This window comes from Streptomyces sp. NBC_00885 (assembly GCF_045207475.1).
GTDB lineage: Bacteria > Actinomycetota > Actinomycetes > Streptomycetales > Streptomycetaceae > Streptomyces.
The window spans coordinates 5,114,021-5,135,257 of record NZ_CP108796.1 but is presented as its reverse complement, the minus strand read 5'-3'; the positions used below and the strand labels follow the sequence as shown (position 1 = coordinate 5,135,257).

General features: G+C 70.5%; 19 protein-coding genes and 1 tRNA gene. 12 read left to right on the top strand and 8 right to left on the bottom strand.

Annotation, left to right across the window (positions count from 1 at the left end):
• Positions 1 to 152: 152 nt before the first annotated feature.
• The 3 genes from OHA61_RS23415 to hutU are packed head-to-tail and all read right to left on the bottom strand — an operon-like array spanning position 153 to position 4,455.
• A complete protein-coding gene (locus OHA61_RS23415) occupies positions 153 to 1,511 on the bottom strand; it encodes a formimidoylglutamate deiminase (protein ID WP_406304686.1) in 1,359 nt (452 codons plus the stop codon).
• Positions 1,502 to 2,743, bottom strand: a complete 1,242-nt coding sequence (locus OHA61_RS23410) for an allantoate amidohydrolase (protein ID WP_406304685.1) — start codon at positions 2,741 to 2,743, stop codon at positions 1,502 to 1,504. The genes OHA61_RS23415 and OHA61_RS23410 overlap by 10 nt, the downstream gene beginning before the upstream one ends.
• A 50-nt stretch (positions 2,744 to 2,793) precedes the next feature.
• Positions 2,794 to 4,455 (bottom strand): urocanate hydratase, encoded by a 1,662-nt coding sequence (gene hutU, locus OHA61_RS23405; RefSeq protein WP_324989502.1) that lies wholly within the window; start codon positions 4,453 to 4,455, stop codon positions 2,794 to 2,796.
• A gap of 118 nt (positions 4,456 to 4,573) precedes the next feature.
• Here hutU and OHA61_RS23400 point away from each other — a divergent pair, with 118 nt between their 5' ends.
• From OHA61_RS23400 to OHA61_RS23380, 5 genes are all read left to right on the top strand, one after another.
• A complete protein-coding gene (locus tag OHA61_RS23400; RefSeq protein ID WP_406304684.1) occupies positions 4,574 to 5,902 on the top strand; it encodes a diaminopimelate decarboxylase in 1,329 nt (442 codons plus the stop codon).
• A 161-nt stretch (positions 5,903 to 6,063) separates the two neighbouring features.
• Entirely contained in the window at positions 6,064 to 6,432 is a 369-nt protein-coding gene (locus tag OHA61_RS23395; protein ID WP_324989506.1) for a hypothetical protein, read from the top strand.
• On the top strand, positions 6,429 to 7,196 hold the full coding sequence (locus OHA61_RS23390) for a transcriptional regulator (protein WP_406304683.1): 768 nt from the start codon (positions 6,429 to 6,431) through the stop codon (positions 7,194 to 7,196). Before OHA61_RS23395 ends, OHA61_RS23390 begins: the two co-directional genes overlap by 4 nt.
• Before the next feature lie 37 nt (positions 7,197 to 7,233).
• Complete coding sequence (locus tag OHA61_RS23385) at positions 7,234 to 7,662, top strand: roadblock/LC7 domain-containing protein (RefSeq protein ID WP_406304682.1); 429 nt, start codon at positions 7,234 to 7,236, stop codon at positions 7,660 to 7,662.
• 57 nt (positions 7,663 to 7,719) lie between these two features.
• Positions 7,720 to 8,094, top strand: a complete 375-nt coding sequence (locus OHA61_RS23380; protein ID WP_324989512.1) for a hypothetical protein — start codon at positions 7,720 to 7,722, stop codon at positions 8,092 to 8,094.
• Between the two features lie 52 nt (positions 8,095 to 8,146).
• Here the strand turns inward: OHA61_RS23380 and OHA61_RS23375 are convergent, their stop codons facing one another.
• Positions 8,147 to 8,983 carry a MurR/RpiR family transcriptional regulator gene (locus OHA61_RS23375; RefSeq protein ID WP_324989514.1) on the bottom strand — a complete coding sequence of 279 codons (837 nt, stop codon included), beginning with the start codon at positions 8,981 to 8,983 and terminating at the stop codon, positions 8,147 to 8,149.
• A 162-nt stretch (positions 8,984 to 9,145) separates the two neighbouring features.
• Between OHA61_RS23375 and OHA61_RS23370 the strand changes: the two genes are divergently transcribed.
• On the top strand, positions 9,146 to 9,568 hold the full coding sequence (locus OHA61_RS23370; RefSeq protein ID WP_406304681.1) for a hypothetical protein: 423 nt from the start codon (positions 9,146 to 9,148) through the stop codon (positions 9,566 to 9,568).
• 401 nt (positions 9,569 to 9,969) lie between these two features.
• Here the strand turns inward: OHA61_RS23370 and OHA61_RS23365 are convergent, their stop codons facing one another.
• Positions 9,970 to 11,358, bottom strand: coding sequence for a cystathionine beta-synthase (locus tag OHA61_RS23365; RefSeq protein ID WP_266475793.1), 1,389 nt, complete (start codon positions 11,356 to 11,358; stop codon positions 9,970 to 9,972).
• 140 nt (positions 11,359 to 11,498) lie between these two features.
• Here OHA61_RS23365 and OHA61_RS23360 point away from each other — a divergent pair, with 140 nt between their 5' ends.
• The 3 genes from OHA61_RS23360 (at position 11,499) to OHA61_RS23350 (ending at position 15,553) form a co-directional block, all read left to right on the top strand.
• Positions 11,499 to 12,494: an SGNH/GDSL hydrolase family protein gene (locus OHA61_RS23360; RefSeq protein WP_406307429.1), complete on the top strand. Its 996-nt coding sequence runs from the start codon at positions 11,499 to 11,501 to the stop codon at positions 12,492 to 12,494.
• A 777-nt stretch (positions 12,495 to 13,271) separates the two neighbouring features.
• A complete protein-coding gene (locus tag OHA61_RS23355) occupies positions 13,272 to 14,492 on the top strand; it encodes an acetyl-CoA C-acetyltransferase (RefSeq protein WP_266475792.1) in 1,221 nt (406 codons plus the stop codon).
• Positions 14,493 to 14,737: 245 nt separating this feature from the next.
• The gene (locus OHA61_RS23350) at positions 14,738 to 15,553 is read left to right on the top strand and encodes a hypothetical protein (RefSeq protein ID WP_406307428.1); all 816 of its coding nucleotides are present in this window, start codon (positions 14,738 to 14,740) and stop codon (positions 15,551 to 15,553) included.
• 79 nt (positions 15,554 to 15,632) lie between these two features.
• Here OHA61_RS23350 and OHA61_RS23345 read toward each other — a convergent pair whose 3' ends face one another.
• The gene (locus OHA61_RS23345) at positions 15,633 to 15,959 is read right to left on the bottom strand and encodes a hypothetical protein (RefSeq protein ID WP_389374541.1); all 327 of its coding nucleotides are present in this window, start codon (positions 15,957 to 15,959) and stop codon (positions 15,633 to 15,635) included.
• A 99-nt stretch (positions 15,960 to 16,058) separates the two neighbouring features.
• On the opposite strand from OHA61_RS23345, the gene OHA61_RS23340 reads away from it, so the two are divergent.
• Entirely contained in the window at positions 16,059 to 16,289 is a 231-nt protein-coding gene (locus OHA61_RS23340) for a DUF4287 domain-containing protein (protein WP_142217527.1), read from the top strand.
• A gap of 74 nt (positions 16,290 to 16,363) precedes the next feature.
• Here OHA61_RS23340 and OHA61_RS23335 read toward each other — a convergent pair whose 3' ends face one another.
• Together OHA61_RS23335 and OHA61_RS23330 are read right to left on the bottom strand one after the other, a co-directional pair.
• A complete protein-coding gene (locus tag OHA61_RS23335) occupies positions 16,364 to 17,236 on the bottom strand; it encodes a Bax inhibitor-1/YccA family protein (protein WP_324990801.1) in 873 nt (290 codons plus the stop codon).
• Between the two features lie 165 nt (positions 17,237 to 17,401).
• Positions 17,402 to 17,484 (bottom strand) — tRNA-Leu (locus tag OHA61_RS23330).
• Between the two features lie 362 nt (positions 17,485 to 17,846).
• Between OHA61_RS23330 and OHA61_RS23325 the strand changes: the two genes are divergently transcribed.
• Together OHA61_RS23325 and OHA61_RS23320 are read left to right on the top strand one after the other, a co-directional pair.
• The gene (locus OHA61_RS23325) at positions 17,847 to 18,617 is read left to right on the top strand and encodes an ABC transporter ATP-binding protein (RefSeq protein WP_361917698.1); all 771 of its coding nucleotides are present in this window, start codon (positions 17,847 to 17,849) and stop codon (positions 18,615 to 18,617) included.
• A gap of 66 nt (positions 18,618 to 18,683) precedes the next feature.
• Complete coding sequence (locus OHA61_RS23320) at positions 18,684 to 21,221, top strand: ABC transporter permease (protein WP_406304680.1); 2,538 nt, start codon at positions 18,684 to 18,686, stop codon at positions 21,219 to 21,221.
• Positions 21,222 to 21,237 lie beyond the last annotated feature (16 nt).

Below are 21,237 nucleotides of genomic sequence, written 5' to 3'. Positions count from 1 at the left end.
GGTTGGGACAGTGACTCATCCACTCAGCCACTGCACTAGGCCCGGGGGTGGCGGAATTCTCGACGGAACCCGGCCGGAACGGCACGAACCGGCCAGGCTGTTCCAGGGTGTCCGGCTCGCCACAACCACGGGCCCGTCAGGCCCCAGGCCCGTCAGTCCCGCAGCGCCGCAATCGCCTCCGCCAGCGCCCTCGGGACGTCCGGGACCGACGCATGCGCACCGTCCCGCACCACATGGCGCCCGGCCACCACCGTGTGCCGTACGTCCGCCGCCGTCCCCGCGAACACCACCGCCTCCGCCGCCAGCCGCCGCACCGGACCCGCCGTGCGGACCGTGTCCAGCGCCACCGTGGTGAAGTCCGCGAGCGCGCCGGGCTCGATGGTGCCCGCGTCCGGGCGGCCCAGGGCGGCGTGACCGTCCGCGGTGGCCGCGCGGAGGAGGGCCGCCGTCGTCCAGTGGCCGCGGGTCCGCGTGCGCAGGCGTTCGTCGAGTTCCATCGCGCGGGCCTCTTCCAGGAGGTCGATGACCGCGTGGCTGTCGCTGCCCAGCGAGAGCGGGGAGCCCGCCCGCTGGAGCGCGGCCGCCGGGCCGATGCCGTCCGCCAGGTCGCGTTCCGTCGTCGGGCACATGCAGGTGCCCGTCGTCGTACCGCCGAGCAGCGCGATGTCCTCGTCCGTCAGATGCGTGTTGTGGACGCCGGTCGTGCGCGGGCCCAGTACGCCGTGGTCGGCCAGCAGGCGCGTGGGCGTGCAGCCGTGGGCCGCCCGGCACGCGTCGTTCTCGGCCGTCTGCTCGGAGAGGTGCACGTGAAGGGGCGCGTTCCTGGACGACGCCCACTGAGCGACGGTCGACAGCTGGTCGGCGGGCACGGCCCGTACGGAGTGGATCGCCGCACCGATCAGCGCGTGTTCGCTGTCCTTGAGGGCGGAGGCACGCTCGGCCCACGCATCCGCCGTGCCGTCGCAGAAGCGCAGCTGGTGCTGGTTGGGTGCCTCGCCGAAGCCGGCCGACAGATACGCCGTGTCCAGCAGCGTGATCCGGATGCCCGCGTCCGCCGCCGCGGCGATGAGCGCCTCGCCCATCGCGTTCGGGTCGGCGTACGCGGCTCCCCCGGGCGCGTGGTGCAGATAGTGGAACTCGCCCACGGCCGTGATCCCCGCCAGCGCCATCTCCGCGTACACGGCTCTGGCGAGCGAGAAGTACGACTCGGGTGTCAGCCGGGACGCGACCTGGTACATGACCTCGCGCCAGGTCCAGAAGGTCCCGGAGCCCACCTGCACGGTCCCGCGCAGGGCCCGGTGGAAGGCGTGCGAGTGCGCGTTCGCCAGGCCCGGGATCGTCAGTCCTCGCAGCACCGTCGCGCCCTGCGGCGGGGCCTCGACGCCCGTGCGTACGGCTGCGATCCGGCCGTCCGACCCCGCGGCGGAGCCGCTGATGGACACAGTCAGCGCGACGCCCGGCTCGACATGCGTGTCCAGCCAGACGTGTTCCGCCCAGTACGTCACCTGCACGCCAGGCCCTCCAGTACGTCGGCGAGTGCGAGCACCCCGGCCACGCAGTCGTCCTCGGCGGCGAACTCCGCCGGGGAGTGCGAGACACCGGTGGGGTTGCGTACGAACAGCATGGCGGTCGGAATCGATCCGGACAAAATACCCGCGTCATGGCCCGCGCCGGTGCCGAGCACGGGGATGGCACCGCCAAGGATCTTGTTCATCTCGTCGCGCAGGGCGTGCTCGAACTCGACCACGGGGGTGAAGGACTCCCGTACGACCGTCAGGTCCACCCCGTGCCGGTCGGCGTACTCGCGCGCGGCCTGCTGGATCGCGGCGACGACCGTGTCGAGCGTGGACTGGTCGGCGGCGCGCGAGTCCAGCCAGCCGCGGACCAGGGAGGGGATCGCGTTGACGCCGTTCGGCTCGACGGAGATCTTGCCGAAGGTGGCGACGGCGCCCGCGAGTTCCGCCTCGCGGCGGGCCGCGAGCACGGTCTCCGCGTACGTCAGCATCGGGTCGCGGCGGTCGACGAGGCGGGTCGTCCCGGCGTGGTTGGCCTCGCCGTGGAAGTCGAACCGCCAGCGGCCGTGCGGCCAGATCGCGGACGCGATGCCGACGCGGTCGCCGGACAGGTCGAGCGCCCGGCCCTGCTCGACATGGAGCTCGACGAACGCGCCGATGCGGGCGAGGCGTTCGGGGTCGGGGCCGATGGCGGAGGGGTCGTAGCCGGCCGTCTCCATGGCCTGCGGCAGGGTGATGCCGTCGCCGTCCCGCAGCCGGTGCGCGGCCTCGGGCGCCAGCTGCCCGGAGGCGAGGCGGGAGCCGACACAGGCGAGCCCGAATCGGGCGCCCTCTTCGTCACCGAAGTTGGTGATGGCGAGAGGCCGGGTGAACTCCGCGCCCCTGCCCCGCAGTTCGTCGAGCGCGGCGAAGGAGGAGACGACGCCGAGCGGACCGTCGAAGGCGCCACCGTCGGGAACGGAGTCGAGGTGCGACCCCGTGACGACCGCGTCCCCGGCGGTGGGGTCACCGAGCCAGGCCCACTGGTTTCCGTTCCAGTCGACTTCGTAGGCGAGGCCGCGGGATTCGGCCTGCGCCCGGAACCAGGCACGGCAGTCGGCGTCGGCGGCGGTCCAGGCGTAGCGGCGGTAGCCGCGGGTGGTGGCGTCGCGCCCGATGGGCGCGAGCTCGCGCCACATCCGGTGGAACGAGGGAGCTTCCCCCACCCCGCCCCCTTCCGACTGTGACATGTGCGGCTCCGCATCGGCGGAACGACTGCCCGCAGACTCGTGGTCCGAGGTCACGCGTCGCCCTCCTGCATCGGGACGCGGACCCCGCGCTCACCGGCGACCGACTCCGCGATGTCGTACCCCGCGTCCACATGCCGGATGACGCCCATCCCCGGGTCGTTCGTCAGCACCCGGCGGATCTTCTCGCCCGCCAGCTTCGTACCGTCCGCCACCGACACCTGGCCCGCGTGGATCGAGCGGCCCATGCCGACGCCGCCGCCGTGGTGGATGGAGACCCACGACGCACCGGAGGCCACGTTCACCATCGCGTTCAGCAGCGGCCAGTCCGCGATCGCGTCGGAGCCGTCCAGCATCGCCTCGGTCTCGCGGTACGGGGACGCCACGGAGCCGCAGTCCAGGTGGTCGCGGCCGATCGCCAGCGGGGCCGCCAGTTCGCCGGACGCCACCATGTCGTTGAAGCGCTCGCCCGCCTTGTCCCGCTCGCCGTAGCCGAGCCAGCAGATACGCGCCGGGAGACCCTGGAAGTGGACCCTCTCGCCCGCCATCTTGATCCAGCGGTGCAGGGACTCGTTCTCGGGGAAGAGCTCCAGCATGGCCTTGTCGGTCTTGTGGATGTCCGATGCCTCGCCCGAGAGCGCCGCCCAGCGGAAGGGGCCCTTGCCCTCGCAGAACAGCGGCCGGATGTAGGCGGGTACGAAGCCGGGGAAGGCGAACGCCCGGTCGTATCCGGCCAATTGGGCCTCGCCGCGGATCGAGTTGCCGTAGTCGAAGACCTCCGCGCCCGCGTCCATGAAGCCGACCATCGCCTCCACATGGCGCGCCATCGACTCGCGTGCGCGCTGGGTGAAGTCCGCGGGCTTCTCCGCCGCGTACGAGGCCATGTCGTCGAAGTCGACGCCGAGCGGCAGGTACGAGAGCGGGTCGTGGGCCGAGGTCTGGTCGGTCACGATGTCGATCGGCGCACTCTCGGCGAGCATCCGCGGCAGCAGTTCCGCCGCGTTGCCGAGGAGACCGATGGAGAGCGGCTTGCGGGCGTCGCGCGCCTCGACGGCCAGCTGGAGCGCGTGCTCCAGGGAGTTGGCGCGCACGTCCAGGTAGCGGTGCTCGATGCGGCGCTCGATCGCGCGCGGGTCGACGTCGATACAGATCGCGACGCCGTCGTTCATGGTCACGGCGAGCGGCTGCGCACCGCCCATGCCGCCGAGGCCCGCGGTCAGCGTGATAGTCCCGGCGAGCGTGCCGCCGAACTTCTTCGCGGCGACGGCGGCGAAGGTCTCGTAGGTGCCCTGGAGGATGCCCTGCGTGCCGATGTAGATCCAGGATCCGGCCGTCATCTGCCCGTACATGGTGAGGCCGAGGGCCTCCAGGCGCCGGAACTCCTCCCAGTTCGCCCAGTCGCCGACCAGGTTGGAGTTGGCGATGAGCACGCGCGGCGCCCACTCGTGGGTCTGCATCACGCCGACGGGACGGCCGGACTGGACGAGCATCGTCTCGTCCTGCTTCAGGGTCCGCAGCGTGCGCACCATCGCGTCGAAGGAGCGCCAGTCACGCGCGGCCTTGCCCGTGCCGCCGTAGACGACGAGCTTGTCGGGGTGCTCGGCGACCTCGGGGTCCAGGTTGTTCTGGAGCATGCGCAGGGCGGCTTCCTGCTGCCATCCCAGGGCGCTCAGTTCCGTACCGCGCGGTGCCCGTACGGGGCGGGGTCCTGACATGGCAATGCCTCCTCGCGACTGCGACCATCACTGTTGGCTGTTCTATTCACATCCTGAGGCTCTGAATAGTCTTAGTCAACAGCTGCGGTACCGCGTCCCGGATGATTGGCTGGCAGATGTGCCTTTCGACCGCCGGGATCAGGCCGTACGAGCAGCGGTGGAGCAGGGTCTCCTCCGTGCGGAGCAACCCGTCGCGGCCCTCCTCGACGTGACCGGCATCCGGGCCTGTGCCGCCGCTCTGCGGGGCGCTTTCGCCGCCGTCACCGATGCGCCCGTGCTGCACGCCTTCGCGGTGAAGGCCGCGCCACTGGTCCCCGTACTGGCCCTGCTGCGGGACGAGGGCATCGGCGCGGAGGTCGCGAGCCCGGGCGAGCTGGCCCTGGCCCGGGCGGCAGGCCTGCCCCCCGACCGCACGGTCCTCGACTCCCCCGCCAAGACGCCCGCCGAGCTGCGCGAGGCACTGGAGCTGGGTATCGCGGTCAACGCCGACAATCCGCAGGAGCTGGCGCGGATCGACGCCCTCGTCGGGGCCTCGCCGACCAGCTCCCCGCTCGGACTGCGGGTGAATCCGCAGGTCGGCGGCGGCGCGATCGAAGCCCTGTCCACGGCCACGGCGACCTCGAAATTCGGTGTCGCGCTGCGCGACGAGGGCGCCCGCGACTGGGTCGTACGCGCGTATCTCGACCGCCCCTGGCTGACCCGGCTGCACACCCACTCTGGCTCGCAGGGCATGCCGCCAACCCTCATGACCCGGGCCATCGGCGCGGTGTACGAGCTCGCCGAGGAGATCAACGCCACGGCCGGACGGCAGCAGATCGACACCGTCGACATCGGCGGCGGCCTGCCGGTCAACTTCGCGTCCGACGAGCAGACGCCGACCTTCGCCGCGTACGCCCGGCTGCTGAAGGAGGACGTGCCCGGTCTGCTGGATGGCCGCTACGGCCTGGTCACCGAGTTCGGCCGCTCCCTGCTCGCCAAGCACGGCACGATCCTGGCCCGCGTCGAGTACACCAAGACGGCGGGCGGCCGCCCCATCGCGGTGACCCATGCGGGCGTCCAGGTCGCCACCCGTACCGTCTACGACCCGGCCTCCTGGCCGCTGCGCATCGCCGCGTACGACTCCAAGGGCCGCCCCAAGAGCGGTGCGGCCGTCGTGCAGGACGTCGCGGGACCCGCCTGCTTCGCCGGCGACCTGCTCGCCGAGGCACGTCCGCTGCCCCTGCTGGAGCCGGGCGACGTGATCGCGGTGCTGGACACGGGCGCGTACTACTTCTCCAACCACTACGGCTACAACAGCCTTCCGCGGCCCGGCATCTACGGCTTCACCACCGACCCGGAGGGGGACAGCAGCACGACGCGGTTCGCGACCGTTCGGGCGCCGCAGAGCCCGGTCGAGATCGTCGCCGAGTCGGGCGGCGGGCAGCCGGACGCACTGCTCAGCCCCTGAGCCGTACGCAGGCACACACCTGAGCACCGGACCCTACCGGGACAGGGGCATGTTCCAACGGAAAATGCCTCAACTCCCCCCAACCGTGGCCACGTTGCGTAGTCTCCCCGTCACCGCCGCACAACAGTGCGCGGAACGCCGTGGCGGGAAAGGGAGTCGGCGTGCCCGGAATCGACGAGTGTCTGCTGGCGGCCATGACGGTGCCGGGCGCGCGCGGAGCGTCCCTTGTGGACTGGATCAGCGGGCTCGCGCTCGGCGCGGTCGGCGAGGCCGCCGGCGACGACCACGAGGCCACCGCCGCGGAGACCGCCGAACTGGCCAGGATGGCCACCGAATACGCCACCGGGCAGGGCCCCGCGGTAGAGGACCTCATCCTCACCACACAGAGCTCCTACCACCTGGTGCATTTCGTTGAGACCGGCTTCGACAGCACCGTGTTCCTGCATCTGTGGCTCGACCGGGACCAGGGCAATCTCGCACTGGCCCGGATACGGCTGCGGAATCTGGCCGAGGGGCTGGTGCTCGTATGAGAGCGGCCGTCTCCCCCATGCTCGTCAGACTCGCCGACGAACGCGCGACGGGAGTGCTGGTCCGCGACCACGGCGCCCTCTATCTCGCCGAAGGCCAGGTCGTGCACGCCGAGAGCCCCCGAGCGCCCGGACTCGACGTCCTGCTCACCGCGAGCGGCCTGCTGCGGCCCGACAGCTGGGCGGACGCGGTCGCGCAGGCAGGCGCGCGCTGCGAGGTCGCCCGCTTCCTTGTCGACAGCGGCCAGGTGGCCGGGGGCAAGCTGGAGATCTGCCATCTGGGCGCGCTGTTCGACGCGGCCTTCTTCGCGCTCGCGCCGACCGGCGGGCCGACCCGCTTCCGCTACGGGGTCGTGCACTGGATCGGCCGCCTGCGACCTGTGCCCACAGAGGTCGTGGAACGCGAAGCCAAGCGGCGCAGCCGGCTGCTGGACTCCGTCTGGCCCCACCCCACGGTCGACACCGCTCCGGTGGAGCGCCGCGCGCACCCCGCCGCGCGGGGTGTCAGCCCGCTCAGGCAGTCGCTGCTCGACCTCGCCGACGGTGTACGCACCCCGGCCGTCATCGCGAGAGAACTGGGGCGTCCCGCCTTCAACACCCTGATCGAGGTGCGCAGGCTGGCCGCCGACGGGCTCATCGAGACGCCCGAGAAGTCGGCGCTGCCCAGCCGGCCCGCCGCCCCCGCCGCCGAGGTCACCGAGCCCGCGTCGGTCCTGGACTCCGCCCTGCTCCGACGGCTGCGTGACGCACTGGAGGCAACCCTGTGAGGCACCGCTGTGTCCATCTGGTCCTTTTCCCACCGTCATGAGGCGCGCGTTGAGGCTGCGCGCCGAGAGGAGAGCACTCATGAGGGCCGAGGGCGACCTGCTCGCCGAACTGAAACGCCTGCGCATACGCGTACCGCAGCTCACGGGCGCACTCGCCGCCAGTCCGGAGGGGCTCGTGCTGGCGGCGGACACCGAGGCGGCGGAGAGCGTCGCCTCGCTGACCGCCGCGGCGCTCGGCGTCGCGCTGCGGCTCACCGAGGCGACCGGACAAGGGGGCTTCCGCGAGCTGCTCGTCCAGAGCGAGCGGGGATACGTCGCGACCTACGCGGCGGGTTCCTCGGCCCTCCTCACCCTCCTGGCCGAGCCACGCATCAACGTGGGCCGGCTCCACCTCGAGGCCCGACGCTCCGGCGCCCGTATCGGAGAGCTGGTGGACGGCGCCCTCGACCGACCGGAGAACAACTGACCCATGACCGACACACCATCACGATCAACCAGCAGACGGAAAGGAAGTGCGCATCTCATGGCCAACACCGAACGCGCCCTCAAGGAAGCCACCACTGTCATCGAGGGTGCCCTCGGCGCCGCGCTCGTCGACTACACCAGCGGAATGGCCCTCGGCACCATCGGCGGCGGAAAGGATCTGGACCTGTCCGTGGCCGCGGCGGGCAACACCGATGTGGTGCGCGCCAAGGTGCGCACCATGGAACAGCTCGGGCTCAAGGACGGCATCGAGGACATCCTGATCACGCTCGGCACGCAGTACCACCTGATCCGGCTGATGAAGGGCCGGGGGACCAGCGGCCTGTTCCTCTACCTGGCGCTCGACAAGGAGCGGGCGAACCTCGCCATGGCCCGGCACCAGCTGAAGAAGATCGAGGCCGAACTGGAGATCTGACGGCCCGGGGCCGGCCGGAGAGGCATCGGTGGAGCCTTTCCGGCCGGCCCCGCTACTCCACGAACAAGCCCCGCGCGGCAGCCTTCGCGTCGAACTCTTCCAGCCGCGCCTGCGCGTCCGGCAGGTCGTCGCACATCGCCTCCAGCAGCACCCGCCCCAGCAGCATCGGCGCGCACGCCGTGTCGAAGGCCAGGCCCGTGCCGACCGCCGCCGGGATCAGCAGATCGCTGTGGCCGGCCACCGGGGCGAAGGCCGAGTCGGCGACGGTCACCACCTTCAGGCCCGCCGAGCGCGCGTGCGCCAGCGCCTCCACGACCTCCTTGGGGTGGCGGGGCAGCGCGAAGCACAGCAGCGCGCTCGCACCCGCCAGGCGGGCCGCGTCGATGCGGTCGGTGAGCATCGTGCCGCCCTCGTCGAGGAGGCGTACGTCGGGGTGCACCTTGGCGGCGAAGTAGGCGAAGCCGCGGGCCTGCGAGGACGCGGCGCGCAGTCCGAGCACCGGCAGCGGACGGGAGGCGGCGAGGAGACGGCCCGCGCTTTCGACCGGGGAGGGGTCGGCGAGCAGGTCGGCGAGATGGCGCAGGTTCTCGATCTCGGCCTGCACCGCCTGCTGGTACTCGTTGATCCCGTTGTTGCCCGCCTCGCTCTCCGCGGGCGCGACCTCCCGCAGATGCTTGCGCAGCGCCGGGTAGCCGTCGAAGCCGAGGGCGACGGCGAAGCGGGTGACGGAGGGCTGGCTGACCCCGGCGACCTCGGCGAGTTCCACGCTGGACAGAAACGGGACGTCGGCGGCCCGGCGCACCATGCTGTGGGCGATCCGGCGCTGGGTGGGGGTGAGCCGGTGGCCCTCGAAGAGCTGTTGGAGCCGTGCGGCAGGGCTGTCGCTCATGCCATCCCCCTCGTCAGGTCGTTCATCACGTCCTATTCAGACACCGACAACTCTGCATGACGATATGCAGCCCCGGCAAGGGATCACTGCAGGTAGCCCAGGGGAAAAGAGTGGGGCTAACCCCACTGACGCGGCAGCCGCACGGCCATAGCGTGAACGGTTATGGAAGCCCGCGACCCTGAGCTCAAAAAGGAGCTCGACGCCACTCTGCACGCCCGCCGTGAGCTGGGGGAGGAGTACGACGCCGCGCTCGTCGAATCGTTTCTGGAGAAGGTCGAGCAGCGGCTCGACGGCACGGTGGACCGCCGTGTGCGCCGCCAGCTCGCCGAGCAGCAGATGGTGGTGGCCCGCGGCACCCGCCCGCCGCAGTCCCCCGAGGGGAACTTCGGGGAACGCTTCGGCTTCGCGATCGTCTCGCTGATCCTGGCGATCCCGCTGTCGGCGATCGCCGTGGTCAACGCGAACCTGGAGGGCCTGATCGTGGCCTGGTTCGGAATCGTCGGCGTGAACGCGGTGCATGCGGCGCGGGGTTGGCCGTGGATGAGGGGGTCGCGCGAGCGCGACAAGTCCGACTGGCAGGACTGAGCGGTCCCCTCACGCTGCGGGTGCGTCCGGGTGTCTGAAACGACGATCACCGCAGCCATCCATTGAGGAACCCCGACGGTGGGCAACCAACTCCGCGAGAGCGGCGCCGGTTTAGGCGCAAAAAAGCGCGGGGACCGCCGCACCCCCGGCGAACCGGGGGGCGGGACGACGGCGGTCCCCGCGTGGGACACGGTCCCGGGTCAGGGCCGGTCTCCGCGTCCAGGGCGTCTTGGGAGGTCCGGGAGCCGCTCCGAAAATCCTAGACGCCGCTGTGGGTGCCGGCCGGGATCCCTGCCCGGTCCCCCTGCCGACATCCACCACTGTGCAGGACGCGTGTTAAGCGGGTGCTGCGCGAACGTGTCGCGCGCGTACCGATTGTGCGAAACCGCGTTCGTACAGTGCTACTTACCGCCCTTGGCGAGGAATGACAGCAGGTCCTGACGGCTCACCACACCCGTCGGCTTGCCCTCCACCAGCACAATCGCCGCATCCGCCACACCGAGGACCGACATCAGGTCCCCGACCGGCTCGCCCGAGCCCACCTGCGGGAGGGGCGCGCTCATGTGCTTCTCCAGGGGGTCGCCGAGCGAGGCGCGCTGGGTGAACAGCGCGTCCAGAAGCTCGCGTTCGACGACCGAGCCGATGACCTCGGCGGCCATCACGTCCGGGTGGCCCGCGCCCGGCTTCACGATCGGCATCTGGGACACGCCGTACTCACGGAGCACCTCGATCGCCTCGCCGACCGTCTCCTCCGGGTGCATGTGCACCAGGCTGGGGATCTTGCCGCCCTCCTTGTCGCGCAGCACGTCAGCGACGCTCGCGGACGGACCGGAGTCCTCCAGGAAGCCGTAGTCCGCCATCCACTCGTCGTTGAAGATCTTGGAGAGATAGCCGCGGCCGCTGTCCGGCAGCAGGACGACGACCACGTCGTCCGGGCCGAGCCCTTCGGCCACCTTCAGCGCCGCGACCACGGCCATGCCGCAGGAGCCGCCGACGAGCAGGCCCTCCTCCTTGGCGAGACGGCGCGTCATCTGGAAGGAGTCCTTGTCGGACACGGCGACGATCTCGTCGGTCACGGTCCGGTCGTACGCGGTCGGCCAGAAGTCCTCGCCGACGCCCTCGACGAGGTAGGGACGGCCGGAGCCGCCGGAGTAGACGGAGCCCTCCGGGTCAGCGCCGATGATCTTGACCTTGCCGTCGCTGACCTCCTTCAGGTAGTTGCCGGTCCCGGAGATCGTGCCGCCGGTGCCGACGCCCGCGACGAAATGGGTGATCTTCCCGTCCGTCTGGTCCCACAGCTCGGGACCGGTGGTCTCGTAGTGCGAACGCGGGTTGTTCGGGTTGGAGTACTGGTCGGGCTTCCAGGCGCCGGGCGTCTCGCGGACCAGCCGGTCGGAGACGTTGTAGTACGAGTCGGGGTGCTCGGGGTCGACGGCCGTGGGGCACACGACGACCTCGGCTCCGTACGCCCGGAGCACATTGATCTTGTCCGTGGACACCTTGTCCGGGCAGACGAAGATGCACTTGTAGCCCTTCTGCTGGGCCACGATCGCCAGGCCGACGCCGGTGTTGCCGCTGGTCGGCTCCACGATCGTGCCGCCGGGCTGGAGCGCCCCGCTCTCCTCGGCCGCCTCGATCATGCGCAGCGCGATCCGGTCCTTCACCGACCCGCCGGGGTTGAAGTACTCGACCTTGGCCAGGACGGTCGCCTGAATGCCTGTGGTGACGCTGTTCAGCTTCAGCAGCGGGGTATTGCCGACGAGACTGATCATCGAGTGGTGGATACGCACAATGTTCTCCGGGATCTCCGTAGGTATGCGGCCAGCCTAAGCGGAGCAGCGAGTGATTGGGCGACGGTTGCCACGGGGCAGTTAGCTGGTGACTGAAGCTGAGCTACGAGGAGGTGGCTGGGACTGTGTCGAGGGCGAGGGTGGCACGGCGCATCGCGGCGGGCGCGGCCTACGGGGGCGGCAGTATCGGCCTTCTCGGAGCGGCGGCAGTGGGACTTGTACTGGCGGAGGTCCAGCTGGCGAAGCGCTCCGTGGGCGGGGGCACGGCCCCTCTTCCACCGCGCGGCGACGGGCTCTACGGGCTGGCCTTCGGGCGCAGCAATCCGCTGGTCCTCGGCGTACTGGGGGACTCGACGGCGGCGGGGCAGGGCGTACGGCGGGCCGGCCAGACGCCGGGGGCTCTGCTGGCGTCCGGGCTGGCGGCGGTGGCCGAGCGGGCGGTGGAGGTCCGCAACGTGGCGCTGCCGGGGGCGCAGTCGGACGACCTGGAGCGACAGGTGACGGCACTGCTCGCGGACCGGACGCGGACACCGGACGTCTGCGTGATCATGATCGGCGCGAACGACGTCACGCACCGGATGCCGCCCACGCAGTCCGTCCGCCATCTCGCGGCCGCGGTGCGCAGGCTGCGTACGGCGGGTGCGGAGGTGGTGGTCGGCACGTGCCCGGATCTCGGCACGATCGAGCCGGTCTACCAGCCGCTGCGGTTTTTGGCGCGAAGAGTCTCACGGCAGCTGGCCGCGGCGCAGACGATCGTGGTCGTCGAGCAGGGCGGCCGCACGGTGTCGCTGGGCGACCTGCTGGGGCCGGAGTTCGCGGCGAACCCGCGGGAGATGTTCGGCGCGGACAACTACCACCCGTCGGCGGAGGGCTACGCGACGGCGGCGATGGCGATGCTGCCGACGCTGTGCGCGGTGCTCGGCGTCTGGCCGGAGTCGGACCGCCTGGAGGCGGACCGCCACGAGGACATGCTCCCGGTGGCGAAGGCGGCGGCGACGGCGGCGAAGGTGGCGGGCACGGAGGTCACGGGGGCGAGGGCGCCCTGGGCTCTGCTGAAGCACCGCCGACGCCGCCGCCTCCCGACCCCGGCACCAACCCCGGAACCGTCTCCGGCACCGGAGGCGAGGCGGGGGTAGCTGCCCGATGCCGTGCGGCGCGGGCGTGCATGGTCCCGCTCCGGGGTGCCCGGTGGCGTGTGGTGCGGGTTCCGGGGCCCCTTCGGGCTCGACTCCTCGGCGTCGGCGGCGATGAGGGGTCCGTAAGGGCACCCGGTGTTGGCCGCCAATCGGGGGTTCGCCCGCGAAGCCACCCACCGGACAGCAACCACCAACGCCCCCTGGCCCACGTTCACCACGGACGCTGGAAACGCGGGGACGACCCTGCACCGCCCCTCCCCACCGGACGGGATGCGGTGCGTGGGGGTCCGCCCGCGCAACCTGAAATGGGGGTCCTCACCGCCCCGGAACCGTGCGGGCCCAAGCCGCGGCGGGAACGGTGGCCGTGGACTGCGCGCCGAAGCCGCCGAAGCCGGGGTGAGGGGCGCCCACCCCACCGCCCGGTGCGGCGGGAAGCCGCAGGAGCGTGGGCGTGCGGGAAGCCGACATCCAGGAGGGCCGGGGCGAAGCACCGCGCTTTTCGCTCCGCGGCGAAGCCGCAGGAGTATGGGGTGTGGGGCGCCGGCCCACCACCCCGGGGGTCTGGCGGCGCAGCCCCCAGTTTCGGGATGGGGGTACCTCCCACGGCCGCCAGGCCGTAGGGGGAGGGCGGGGTGGGGGACAAACCCCCGCCCACCAACTGAGCGCTCGCTTAGAAAAGAGGCCCGCATCACACGCCCCGCCCCGTGACCACAGCCATACGTACCGGTAACTTCCCAGACAGCGCCCCCTACCCGCCCCGCACACCATGGAGCCGTGATGCCCGAAGCCGTGATCGTCTCAGCCGCCCGCTCCCCCATCGGCCGGGCCTTCAAGGGCTCCCTGAAGGACCTGCGTGCCGACGATCTGACCGCCACCATCATTCAGACCGCCCTCGCCAAGGTCCCCGAGCTCGACCCCAAGGACATCGACGACCTGATGCTCGGCTGCGGTCTGCCCGGTGGCGAGCAGGGGCACAATCTCGGGCGCATCGTCGCCGTGCAGATGGGGATGGACCACCTTCCCGGCTGTACGGTCACCCGCTACTGCTCCTCCTCCCTGCAGACCAGCCGCATGGCGCTGCACGCCATCAAGGCCGGCGAGGGCGACGTGTTCATCTCCGCCGGTGTCGAGATGGTGTCCCGGTTCGTGAAGGGCAACTCCGACAGCCTTCCGGAGACGCACAACCCGCTCTTCGCCGAGGCCGAGGCCCGTACCGCCTCCGTCGCCGAGAACGGCGCCGCCGACTGGCACGACCCCCGCGAGGACGGCCTGGTCCCCGACGCGTACATCACCATGGGCCAGACCGCCGAGAACCTGGCCCGCCTCAAGGGCGTGACGCGCCAGGACATGGACGAGTTCGGCGTACGGTCGCAGAACCTCGCCGAGGAAGCCCTCAAGAACGGCTTCTGGGAGCGCGAGATCACCCCTGTGACGACTCCGGACGGCACGGTCGTCTCCAAGGACGACGGCCCGCGCGCGGGCGTCACCCTGGAGGCCGTGCAGGGCCTGAAGCCGGTCTTCCGCCCCGACGGCTTCGTGACCGCCGGAAACTGCTGCCCGCTCAACGACGGCGCCGCCGCCCTGGTGATCATGTCCGACACCAAGGCACGCGAGCTGGGTCTGACCCCGCTGGCCCGGATCGTCTCCACCGGCGTCTCCGGCCTGTCCCCCGAGATCATGGGCTACGGGCCGGTCGAGGCGTCCAAGCAGGCGCTGAAGCGGGCGGGTCTGACCGTCGGCGACATCGACCTGGCCGAGATCAACGAGGCATTCGCCGCCCAGGTCATCCCCTCCTACCGGGACCTCGGCCTGGACCTGGAGAAGGTCAACGTCAACGGTGGCGCCATCGCCGTCGGCCACCCCTTCGGCATGACCGGCGCGCGGATCACCGGCACGCTGATCAACAGCCTCCAGTTCCACGACAAGCAGTTCGGTCTGGAGACCATGTGCGTCGGTGGCGGCCAGGGCATGGCGATGGTCATCGAGCGCCTGAGCTGAGCGGCAACGGAGAGACGTTTCGGCCCCGCGCGGAACTCAACTCGTGACTGAATCTCCCCCAGGATGTGACCTGTCTCCTGGGGGAGAGCCATTCCCCCAGGTCAAGGCACCTTTCGGCTTAAACACCGGGCACAAAGTCCTGTCCAATTCGTGACGTAATGCACTGACAGGGGGCGCGGGCTCACCGCAAGCTGATGTAGGAAGTCGGGGGATCGATTGAAACCAGGAGTACGTCAGTGAGCGCCATGTCTATTGCCCTGCTGCTGACCACGGCCGCCGCCACCGCCGTGGGCGCCGCTGCCCTGCACGCCGCCCATGGGCTCCGTAAGCAGGTCACGGCCCTGCGCAGTGAGCTGGCCGTGCACGGCGGCGGCCGTCTCGCGACCGTGCCGCAGGCCCGTCCCACCCCCGCCGCCGAGATACGCGCCGCGGTCGCCGAGGCACTGGCCGAGGAGCGCGAGCGCGAGCTGGCCGAGGCCCGCGCCTTCTGGGCCGCGCAGGAGTCGCGCGACGCCGCGGACGCGCCGTCGCTGCTGGGCGGTCTGGCCGCGCCGGGCGACGAGCTGCCCCCGTTCTACGTACCCCGCCAGGCCGACTTCGTGAGCCTTGAGGCGATGGACTTCGAGGCGGTCGAGGCGCTGGACGACCTGGCGGATCTGCCCGAGGTGACGGAGTTCGCCGAGGACTCCCCCGAACTGGCCGCGGCCCGCCGCCGCCACCCCTCGCACCCGGACTTCGTCCCGGTCCAGACCCCGGTCGTCACCGACCACGAGCGCACCGTGGCCCGCCTGGAGGAGCTCGCCGAGACGCGCACGGAGCTCGCGGACGTACGTCCCGGGCCGCTGGGCACGCTCGACGTGTACGTCTTCGCGGACGGCACGACGCTGTGCATGACCCCCGGTCACCGCGAGACCGCCGAGAGGCTCGCCGAGGCGCTGCGGGTGGGCGAGGCCCCCGTACTGCTGGGCGGCTCCGGCGTCTCGGGCGCCTACGCCCTGACGTTCGCGTGCGGCGAGGAGAGCGTCTACATCCTCGCGGACCGCGTCATCGCCTCGCTGTAACCCGGTCCCTGCCCGCGACGGCCAGTCCCGCGGGCTCCACGCCCCCACAGAGCCCCACACGGGCCATTCGGCCCCCGGGCTACAGCCCCGCCCGGCCCACCGCCTCACGCACCAGATTCACGGCCTCGTCAACCTCCGCCACGGAACCGGACGGGGCCATTCTCATTGCCTCGGCCAAATCTCGCCCGGCCACCATCAGCTGATCCGCGACCGCAAACAGACCCGCCTCCGGCATGATCCTCGGCTCGCTTCCGGGGGCCTCGATGCGCTGGGCACGCAGTGCCAACTCCCTGGCCAGCGCGAGGCCTTCGGCCGCCGCACCACGCTGCAGCCGGCTCTGCGGAGCGGCTCTCAAACGGTCGGCGAAGCGGTCTACCGCGGCCGTCAGCTCACTCGTATCAAGCACCCCGCGACCCTATGCGCCGAGACCGCACTGTTGCCAATACGCGAACGCTCAGGCACGGTGGCGTGAAGGAGCACACGCGCAACGCGTCCGGAGGCGCCGATGTCCCAAGTCTTCTCCGAAGAGACCCATCGAAATCTGCTCTCCCGAATCCCTCACTGCACCGGTCGTGAAATCTCCGACTGGCTTCGCACCGTCGAGGAGGGCCCATCCCTCTTCCGCTTCGAGGAGAAGGTCAGCTGGCTCCGGAGCGAGCACAATCTCGCTTACGGACATGCCAAAGCGATCATCCATGAGTACGACCTGAGGCGCGCCGCGCGCAAACTGCTCTAGGTCTCGAGACGCCGAAGGGCCCGCCCGGCTCTCGCCGTACGGGCCCTTCGTCACACCTGTGGCAACCGGTCCCGCTAGTCGTCGCCGCTGAAGATCGCGACCAGTCGCAGCATCTCCAGGTAGATCCAGACCAGCGACATCGTCAGACCGAAGGCCGCGAGCCAGGACTCCTCACGGGGAGCGCCGTAGGCGATGCCGTCCTCGATCTGCTTGAAGTCCAGCGTCAGGAAGAAGCAGCCGATCAGGATCGCGAGGATGCCCACGATCGCGCCGAGCGGGCCGAAGCTGCGCAGACCGCCGTCCTCGGCGACGCCGAAGACCACCAGCAGGAGGTTCACGGCCATCACGACGATGAAGGCGATCGCGATGGTCATACCGATGCGGGCATACCGGGCGGTGACCCGGATCCAGCGCTGCTTGTACATGAAGAGCGTGGCGCCGCTGACCGCCATGGTGCCCAGCACGGCCTGGAAGGGCGCACCCGACCAGACGCTGTTGTACATCTCGCTGATCACGCCGAGGAAAATGCCCTCGAACGCGGCATAACCGATGATCAGCGCGGGCGAAGCGGTCCGCTTGAAGGACTGGACGATCGCGAGAACGAACGCCACAAGTGCGGCGCCGAAGGCGAGCGCATAGCTGGTGGACGAGACGGGCAGCAGCGTCCAGGCCAGGATCGCGCCGACGGTGACGGTGCCCAGGGTGATGGCGGTACGCGAGACGACGTCGTCCATCGTCATGGCGTTGGTGCGCGCGGGCGCCGGGGCGCCGTACTGCGTGTCCGCCGGAGCGTAGGGGTTGGTGGCGTACGGGTTGCCCGCGCCCTGTGCGTAGGGGTTGGTTCCTACGGCGGGGCCCCCGGCCTGCGGCTGCTGCGCGTTGAATCCCGCGTAGCCGTTGTCGCGGCTGAACCCCCGTCGCGAGAAGACCGGGTTACTGCTCCTCATCTCACTCCTCCATGGCCACCCTGCGCGGCCTTGGAGCCAGAGTAATGGGCAAGCAAAAGGAACGCCCTAGTGCTCGGGGAGGATCTTTCCGCGATCGTGACCGGGATCGCGTCCGAATCAAGACCGGTACCGGCGCCGCCCGGGCGGTTCGACCGGGCGGCGAAGTGCCCGGAGCCGGACTTGAACCGGCACGCCCCCGAGGGGCAGCGAGGTTTAAGCTCGCCGTGTCTGCATTCCACCATCCGGGCATGGCGTGCGGTCCGCGTTGGCACCCGAGCCTATCCGGGTAGATCGCCCGGCCTACGGGCCCGTGGCCCGAAGTTGTCTTATTTTACTGGCGCCTGAGGGTGCGTCAGTGCAGGTGGCGGCGCATTCTTGGCCGCCCTGCCGGGTCGGCTGACGCCGTCTCACGTACACCGGAATGACGGAAAGTCGCCGCCCGTCACCCTCCTCGGGTCTCAGGGACGCCGTCATACCAAAGGAGGACGATCGAGCCCGGCGGTCCGACCCAAGTGGCCCCCTGGAACGGGCACCGGGACTGACGATCCGCCGCGCGGCAGCGGACACGATGGGGTGGTCCCCACGACACATCCCGACAGGAGCCCTCCTCGTGACCACCACTCCCATCGCTCACCGCGCCACCGCAGTGGCCGCCCGCGCCACGGATCTGTCCAAGGTGTACGGACAGGGCGAGACCCAGGTGGTCGCGCTGGACCGGGTGACCGTCGACTTCCGGCAGGCGGAGTTCACCGCGATCATGGGGCCCTCGGGCTCCGGCAAGTCCACGCTGATGCACTGCGTGGCCGGCCTCGACAGCTTCAGCTCCGGATCCGTACGGATCGGTGAGACCGAGCTCGGCTCGCTCAAGGACAAGCAGCTGACCCAGCTGCGCCGGGACAAGATCGGCTTCATCTTCCAGGCGTTCAACCTGCTGCCGACGCTCACCGCGCTGGAGAACATCACGCTCCCGATGGACATCGCGGGCCGCAAGCCCGACAAGCAGTGGCTGGAGCAGGTCATCGAGATGGTGGGCCTGCGGGACCGGCTCAGCCACCGCCCCACGGAGCTCTCCGGCGGCCAGCAGCAGCGCGTCGCCGTCGCCCGCGCCCTCGCCTCGCAGCCCGACATCATCTTCGGCGATGAGCCGACCGGAAACCTGGACTCGCGCTCGGGCGCCGAGGTGCTGGGCTTCCTGCGCAATTCGGTACGGGAGCTGGGCCAGACCGTCGTCATGGTCACCCACGACCCGGTGGCCGCCTCCTATGCCGACCGGGTGATCTTCCTGGCGGACGGCCGGATCGTCGACGAGATGCTCAGCCCCACCGCCGACGGCGTCCTCGACCGGATGAAGGAGTTCGACTCCAAGGGCCGGACCAGCTGAACGGCCGACGCTGCTCCTCCCCCTAGGACCCAGAACCCCGGCTCTCACCTCAGGACTGACACAGACATGTTCCGTACCGCCCTGCGCAATGTGCTCGCGCACAAAGCCAGGCTGCTGATGACCGTCCTCGCCGTGATGCTCGGCGTGGCCTTCGTCTCCGGCACCCTGGTCTTCACCGACACCCTCGGCAACGCCTACCGCAACCAGTCGGCCAAGAGTTACGACAACGTCGCGGTCGCCGTCACGACGTACGCCGACCAGAACGACCCCGGGATCGACGCCAAGACGCTGGAGAAGATCCGGGGTCTGGAAGGGGTCGCCGGTGCCACCGGACGGGTCTCCGGCTTCGCCGGGGTCGCCGACCAGGACGGCAAGCTGATCGGCAACGGCTGGTCCAACACCGGCGCGAACTTCGCCCCCGGCAAGGACGGCAAGGACCCCGCCTACACCTTCACCGACGGTTCGGGGCCGCAGCAGGACTCCCAGATCGCCCTCGACGAGGACTCCGCCGACAAGGGCAAGTACCGGGTCGGGGACACCGTGCGGGTCGCCGGGAACGGCCCGGCGAAGGAGTACACCCTCTCCGGTGTCTTCACCACCGAGGACGGCGCCGTCAACGCGGGCGGCAGCCTCGTCCTCTTCAACACCCCCGTCGCGCAGAAGCTCTATCTGCGGCCCGGCCACTACAAGGACGTCACGATCGCAGCCGCGGCCGGGGCCTCCGACCAGAAGATCCTGGACGCGGTCAAGCCGCTGCTGCCCAAGGACGCCCGGGCGCAGACCGGTAAGGCGCTCGCCGACCAGCAGGCCCGGGAGATCGAGCAGGGCCTGTCCAACCTCAACACGATGCTCCTCGCCTTCGCGGCCATCGCCCTCTTCGTCGGCATCTTCCTGATCGCCAACACCTTCACCATGCTGGTCGCCCAGCGCACCAGGGAGCTGGCGCTGATGCGCGCCGTCGGTGCCTCGCGCCGGCAGGTCAAGCGCTCCGTGATGCTGGAGGCCCTGGTCGTCGGCACCCTCGCCTCGGTGATCGGCTTCGTCCTCGGTATCGGTCTCGCGACCGGGCTGCGCTCGGCGATGACCTCCTTCGGCGCGAAGGTGCCGGCCGGTCCGCTGGTGATCTCGCCCACCGCGGTCATCGCCGCGCTCGCGGTCGGCGTCCTCGTCACCGTGCTCGCCGCGTGGCTGCCCGCCCGCCGGGCCGCGAAGATCCCGCCGGTAGCGGCGATGGGCAGCGCCCATCTGCCCGCGACGACCAAGTCCCTGGTCGTACGCAACAGCATCGGCAGCGTCATCATGCTGGCCGGCATGGCGGCGATCTTCGCCGGTGCGGCGATGGGCAAGGACGACGGCCGGATGATGATCGGCGGCGGCGCGTTCCTGGCGCTGATCGGCATCATCGTGGTGATCCCGCTGCTGTCCCGTCCGGTCATCGCGCTGGCGCGGCCGCTGCTGGACCGGGTCTTCGGAGTCTCGGGCAAGCTGGCCGGGCAGAACGCGGTCCGCAACCCCCGCCGTACCGGAGCCACCGCATCGGCGCTGTCGATCGGCCTCACCCTGGTCACCGGTCTCACGGTCATCGGCGTCACGCTGGGCCAGGCCATCGACAAGACGACCACGGACAACATCCGCGCCGACTACATGGTCACCATGGCCGGAGGCGGCGGCCTCGACAAGTCGGCGCTGACCGCGCTGGAGAAGGCGAAGGGTGTCAGCGCGGTCTCCGCGAATCAGGCCACCTCGCTGCAGATCAAGGACGAGTACCACTCCGTCTCCGCGGTCACCCCCGGGGACGTGGAGAAGGTCTTCGCCCTGAAGCCCGTCAGCGGCTCGATGTCGACGCTCGGCAAGGGTCAGATCGCGGTCGCCGAGAAGACCGCCAAGTCCAACGGCTGGAAGGCCGGGGACACCCTGCCGGTGAAGTTCGGTGACCACAGCGAGGGCGGCAAGGCAGAGACCAGGAATCTGACGGTCGGAGCGGTCTACCAGGACAACGAGTTCCTCTCGCCGGTCCTGGTGCCCAAGTCGCTGATCGCGCCCTTCGAGACGAAGCCGTACATCCCCGAGATCTGGGTGAAGATGGACGGCGGAGCGAGCGAGGCGAACGAGCAGGCGCTGGTGGACGCGCTGGGAAACAGCCCGGCGATGAGCGTCATGGACCGCCAGGACATCCGGAACATGTTCGGCGGCATGATCAACACGATGCTGAACATCATGTACGGACTGCTGGCGATGGCCCTGATCATCGCGGTGCTCGGCGTCATCAACACCCTCGCGATGTCCGTCTTCGAGCGTCAGCAGGAGATCGGCATGCTGCGGGCGATCGGCCTCGACCGCCGCAAGGTCAAGCGCATGATCCGCCTGGAGGCGGTGGTGATCTCGCTCTTCGGCGCGGTGATCGGCATCGGGCTCGGGTCCTTCCTGGCCTGGGCGCTGGGCGAGACGCTCAAGTCGGAGATCCCCGAATACGCGCTGGTCGTGCCGTGGGACCGGATCGGGATCTTCCTGCTGCTGGCCGGAGTGGTCGGGGTGCTGGCCGCGATGTGGCCCGCGCGCAGCGCCGCGAAGCTGAACATGCTGACGGCGATCAAGACGGAGTAGCGATACGGATGCCGAG

Bases quoted from the DNA above. Each gene is read 5' to 3' on its own strand.
- OHA61_RS23410 (WP_406304685.1), bottom strand. From the start codon at position 2,743: ATGTCACAGTCGGAAGGGGGCGGGGTGGGGGAAGCTCCCTCGTTCCAC.
- hutU (WP_324989502.1), bottom strand. From the start codon at position 4,455: ATGTCAGGACCCCGCCCCGTACGGGCACCGCGCGGTACGGAACTGAGC.
- OHA61_RS23390 (WP_406304683.1), top strand. From the start codon at position 6,429: ATGAGAGCGGCCGTCTCCCCCATGCTCGTCAGACTCGCCGACGAACGC.
- OHA61_RS23385 (WP_406304682.1), top strand. From the start codon at position 7,234: ATGAGGCGCGCGTTGAGGCTGCGCGCCGAGAGGAGAGCACTCATGAGG.
- OHA61_RS23380 (WP_324989512.1), top strand. From the start codon at position 7,720: ATGGCCAACACCGAACGCGCCCTCAAGGAAGCCACCACTGTCATCGAG.
- OHA61_RS23375 (WP_324989514.1), bottom strand. From the start codon at position 8,983: ATGAGCGACAGCCCTGCCGCACGGCTCCAACAGCTCTTCGAGGGCCAC.
- OHA61_RS23370 (WP_406304681.1), top strand. From the start codon at position 9,146: ATGGAAGCCCGCGACCCTGAGCTCAAAAAGGAGCTCGACGCCACTCTG.
- OHA61_RS23355 (WP_266475792.1), top strand. From the start codon at position 13,272: ATGCCCGAAGCCGTGATCGTCTCAGCCGCCCGCTCCCCCATCGGCCGG.
- OHA61_RS23350 (WP_406307428.1), top strand. From the start codon at position 14,738: ATGTCTATTGCCCTGCTGCTGACCACGGCCGCCGCCACCGCCGTGGGC.
- OHA61_RS23340 (WP_142217527.1), top strand. From the start codon at position 16,059: ATGTCCCAAGTCTTCTCCGAAGAGACCCATCGAAATCTGCTCTCCCGA.
- OHA61_RS23335 (WP_324990801.1), bottom strand. From the start codon at position 17,236: ATGAGGAGCAGTAACCCGGTCTTCTCGCGACGGGGGTTCAGCCGCGAC.
- OHA61_RS23320 (WP_406304680.1), top strand. From the start codon at position 18,684: ATGTTCCGTACCGCCCTGCGCAATGTGCTCGCGCACAAAGCCAGGCTG.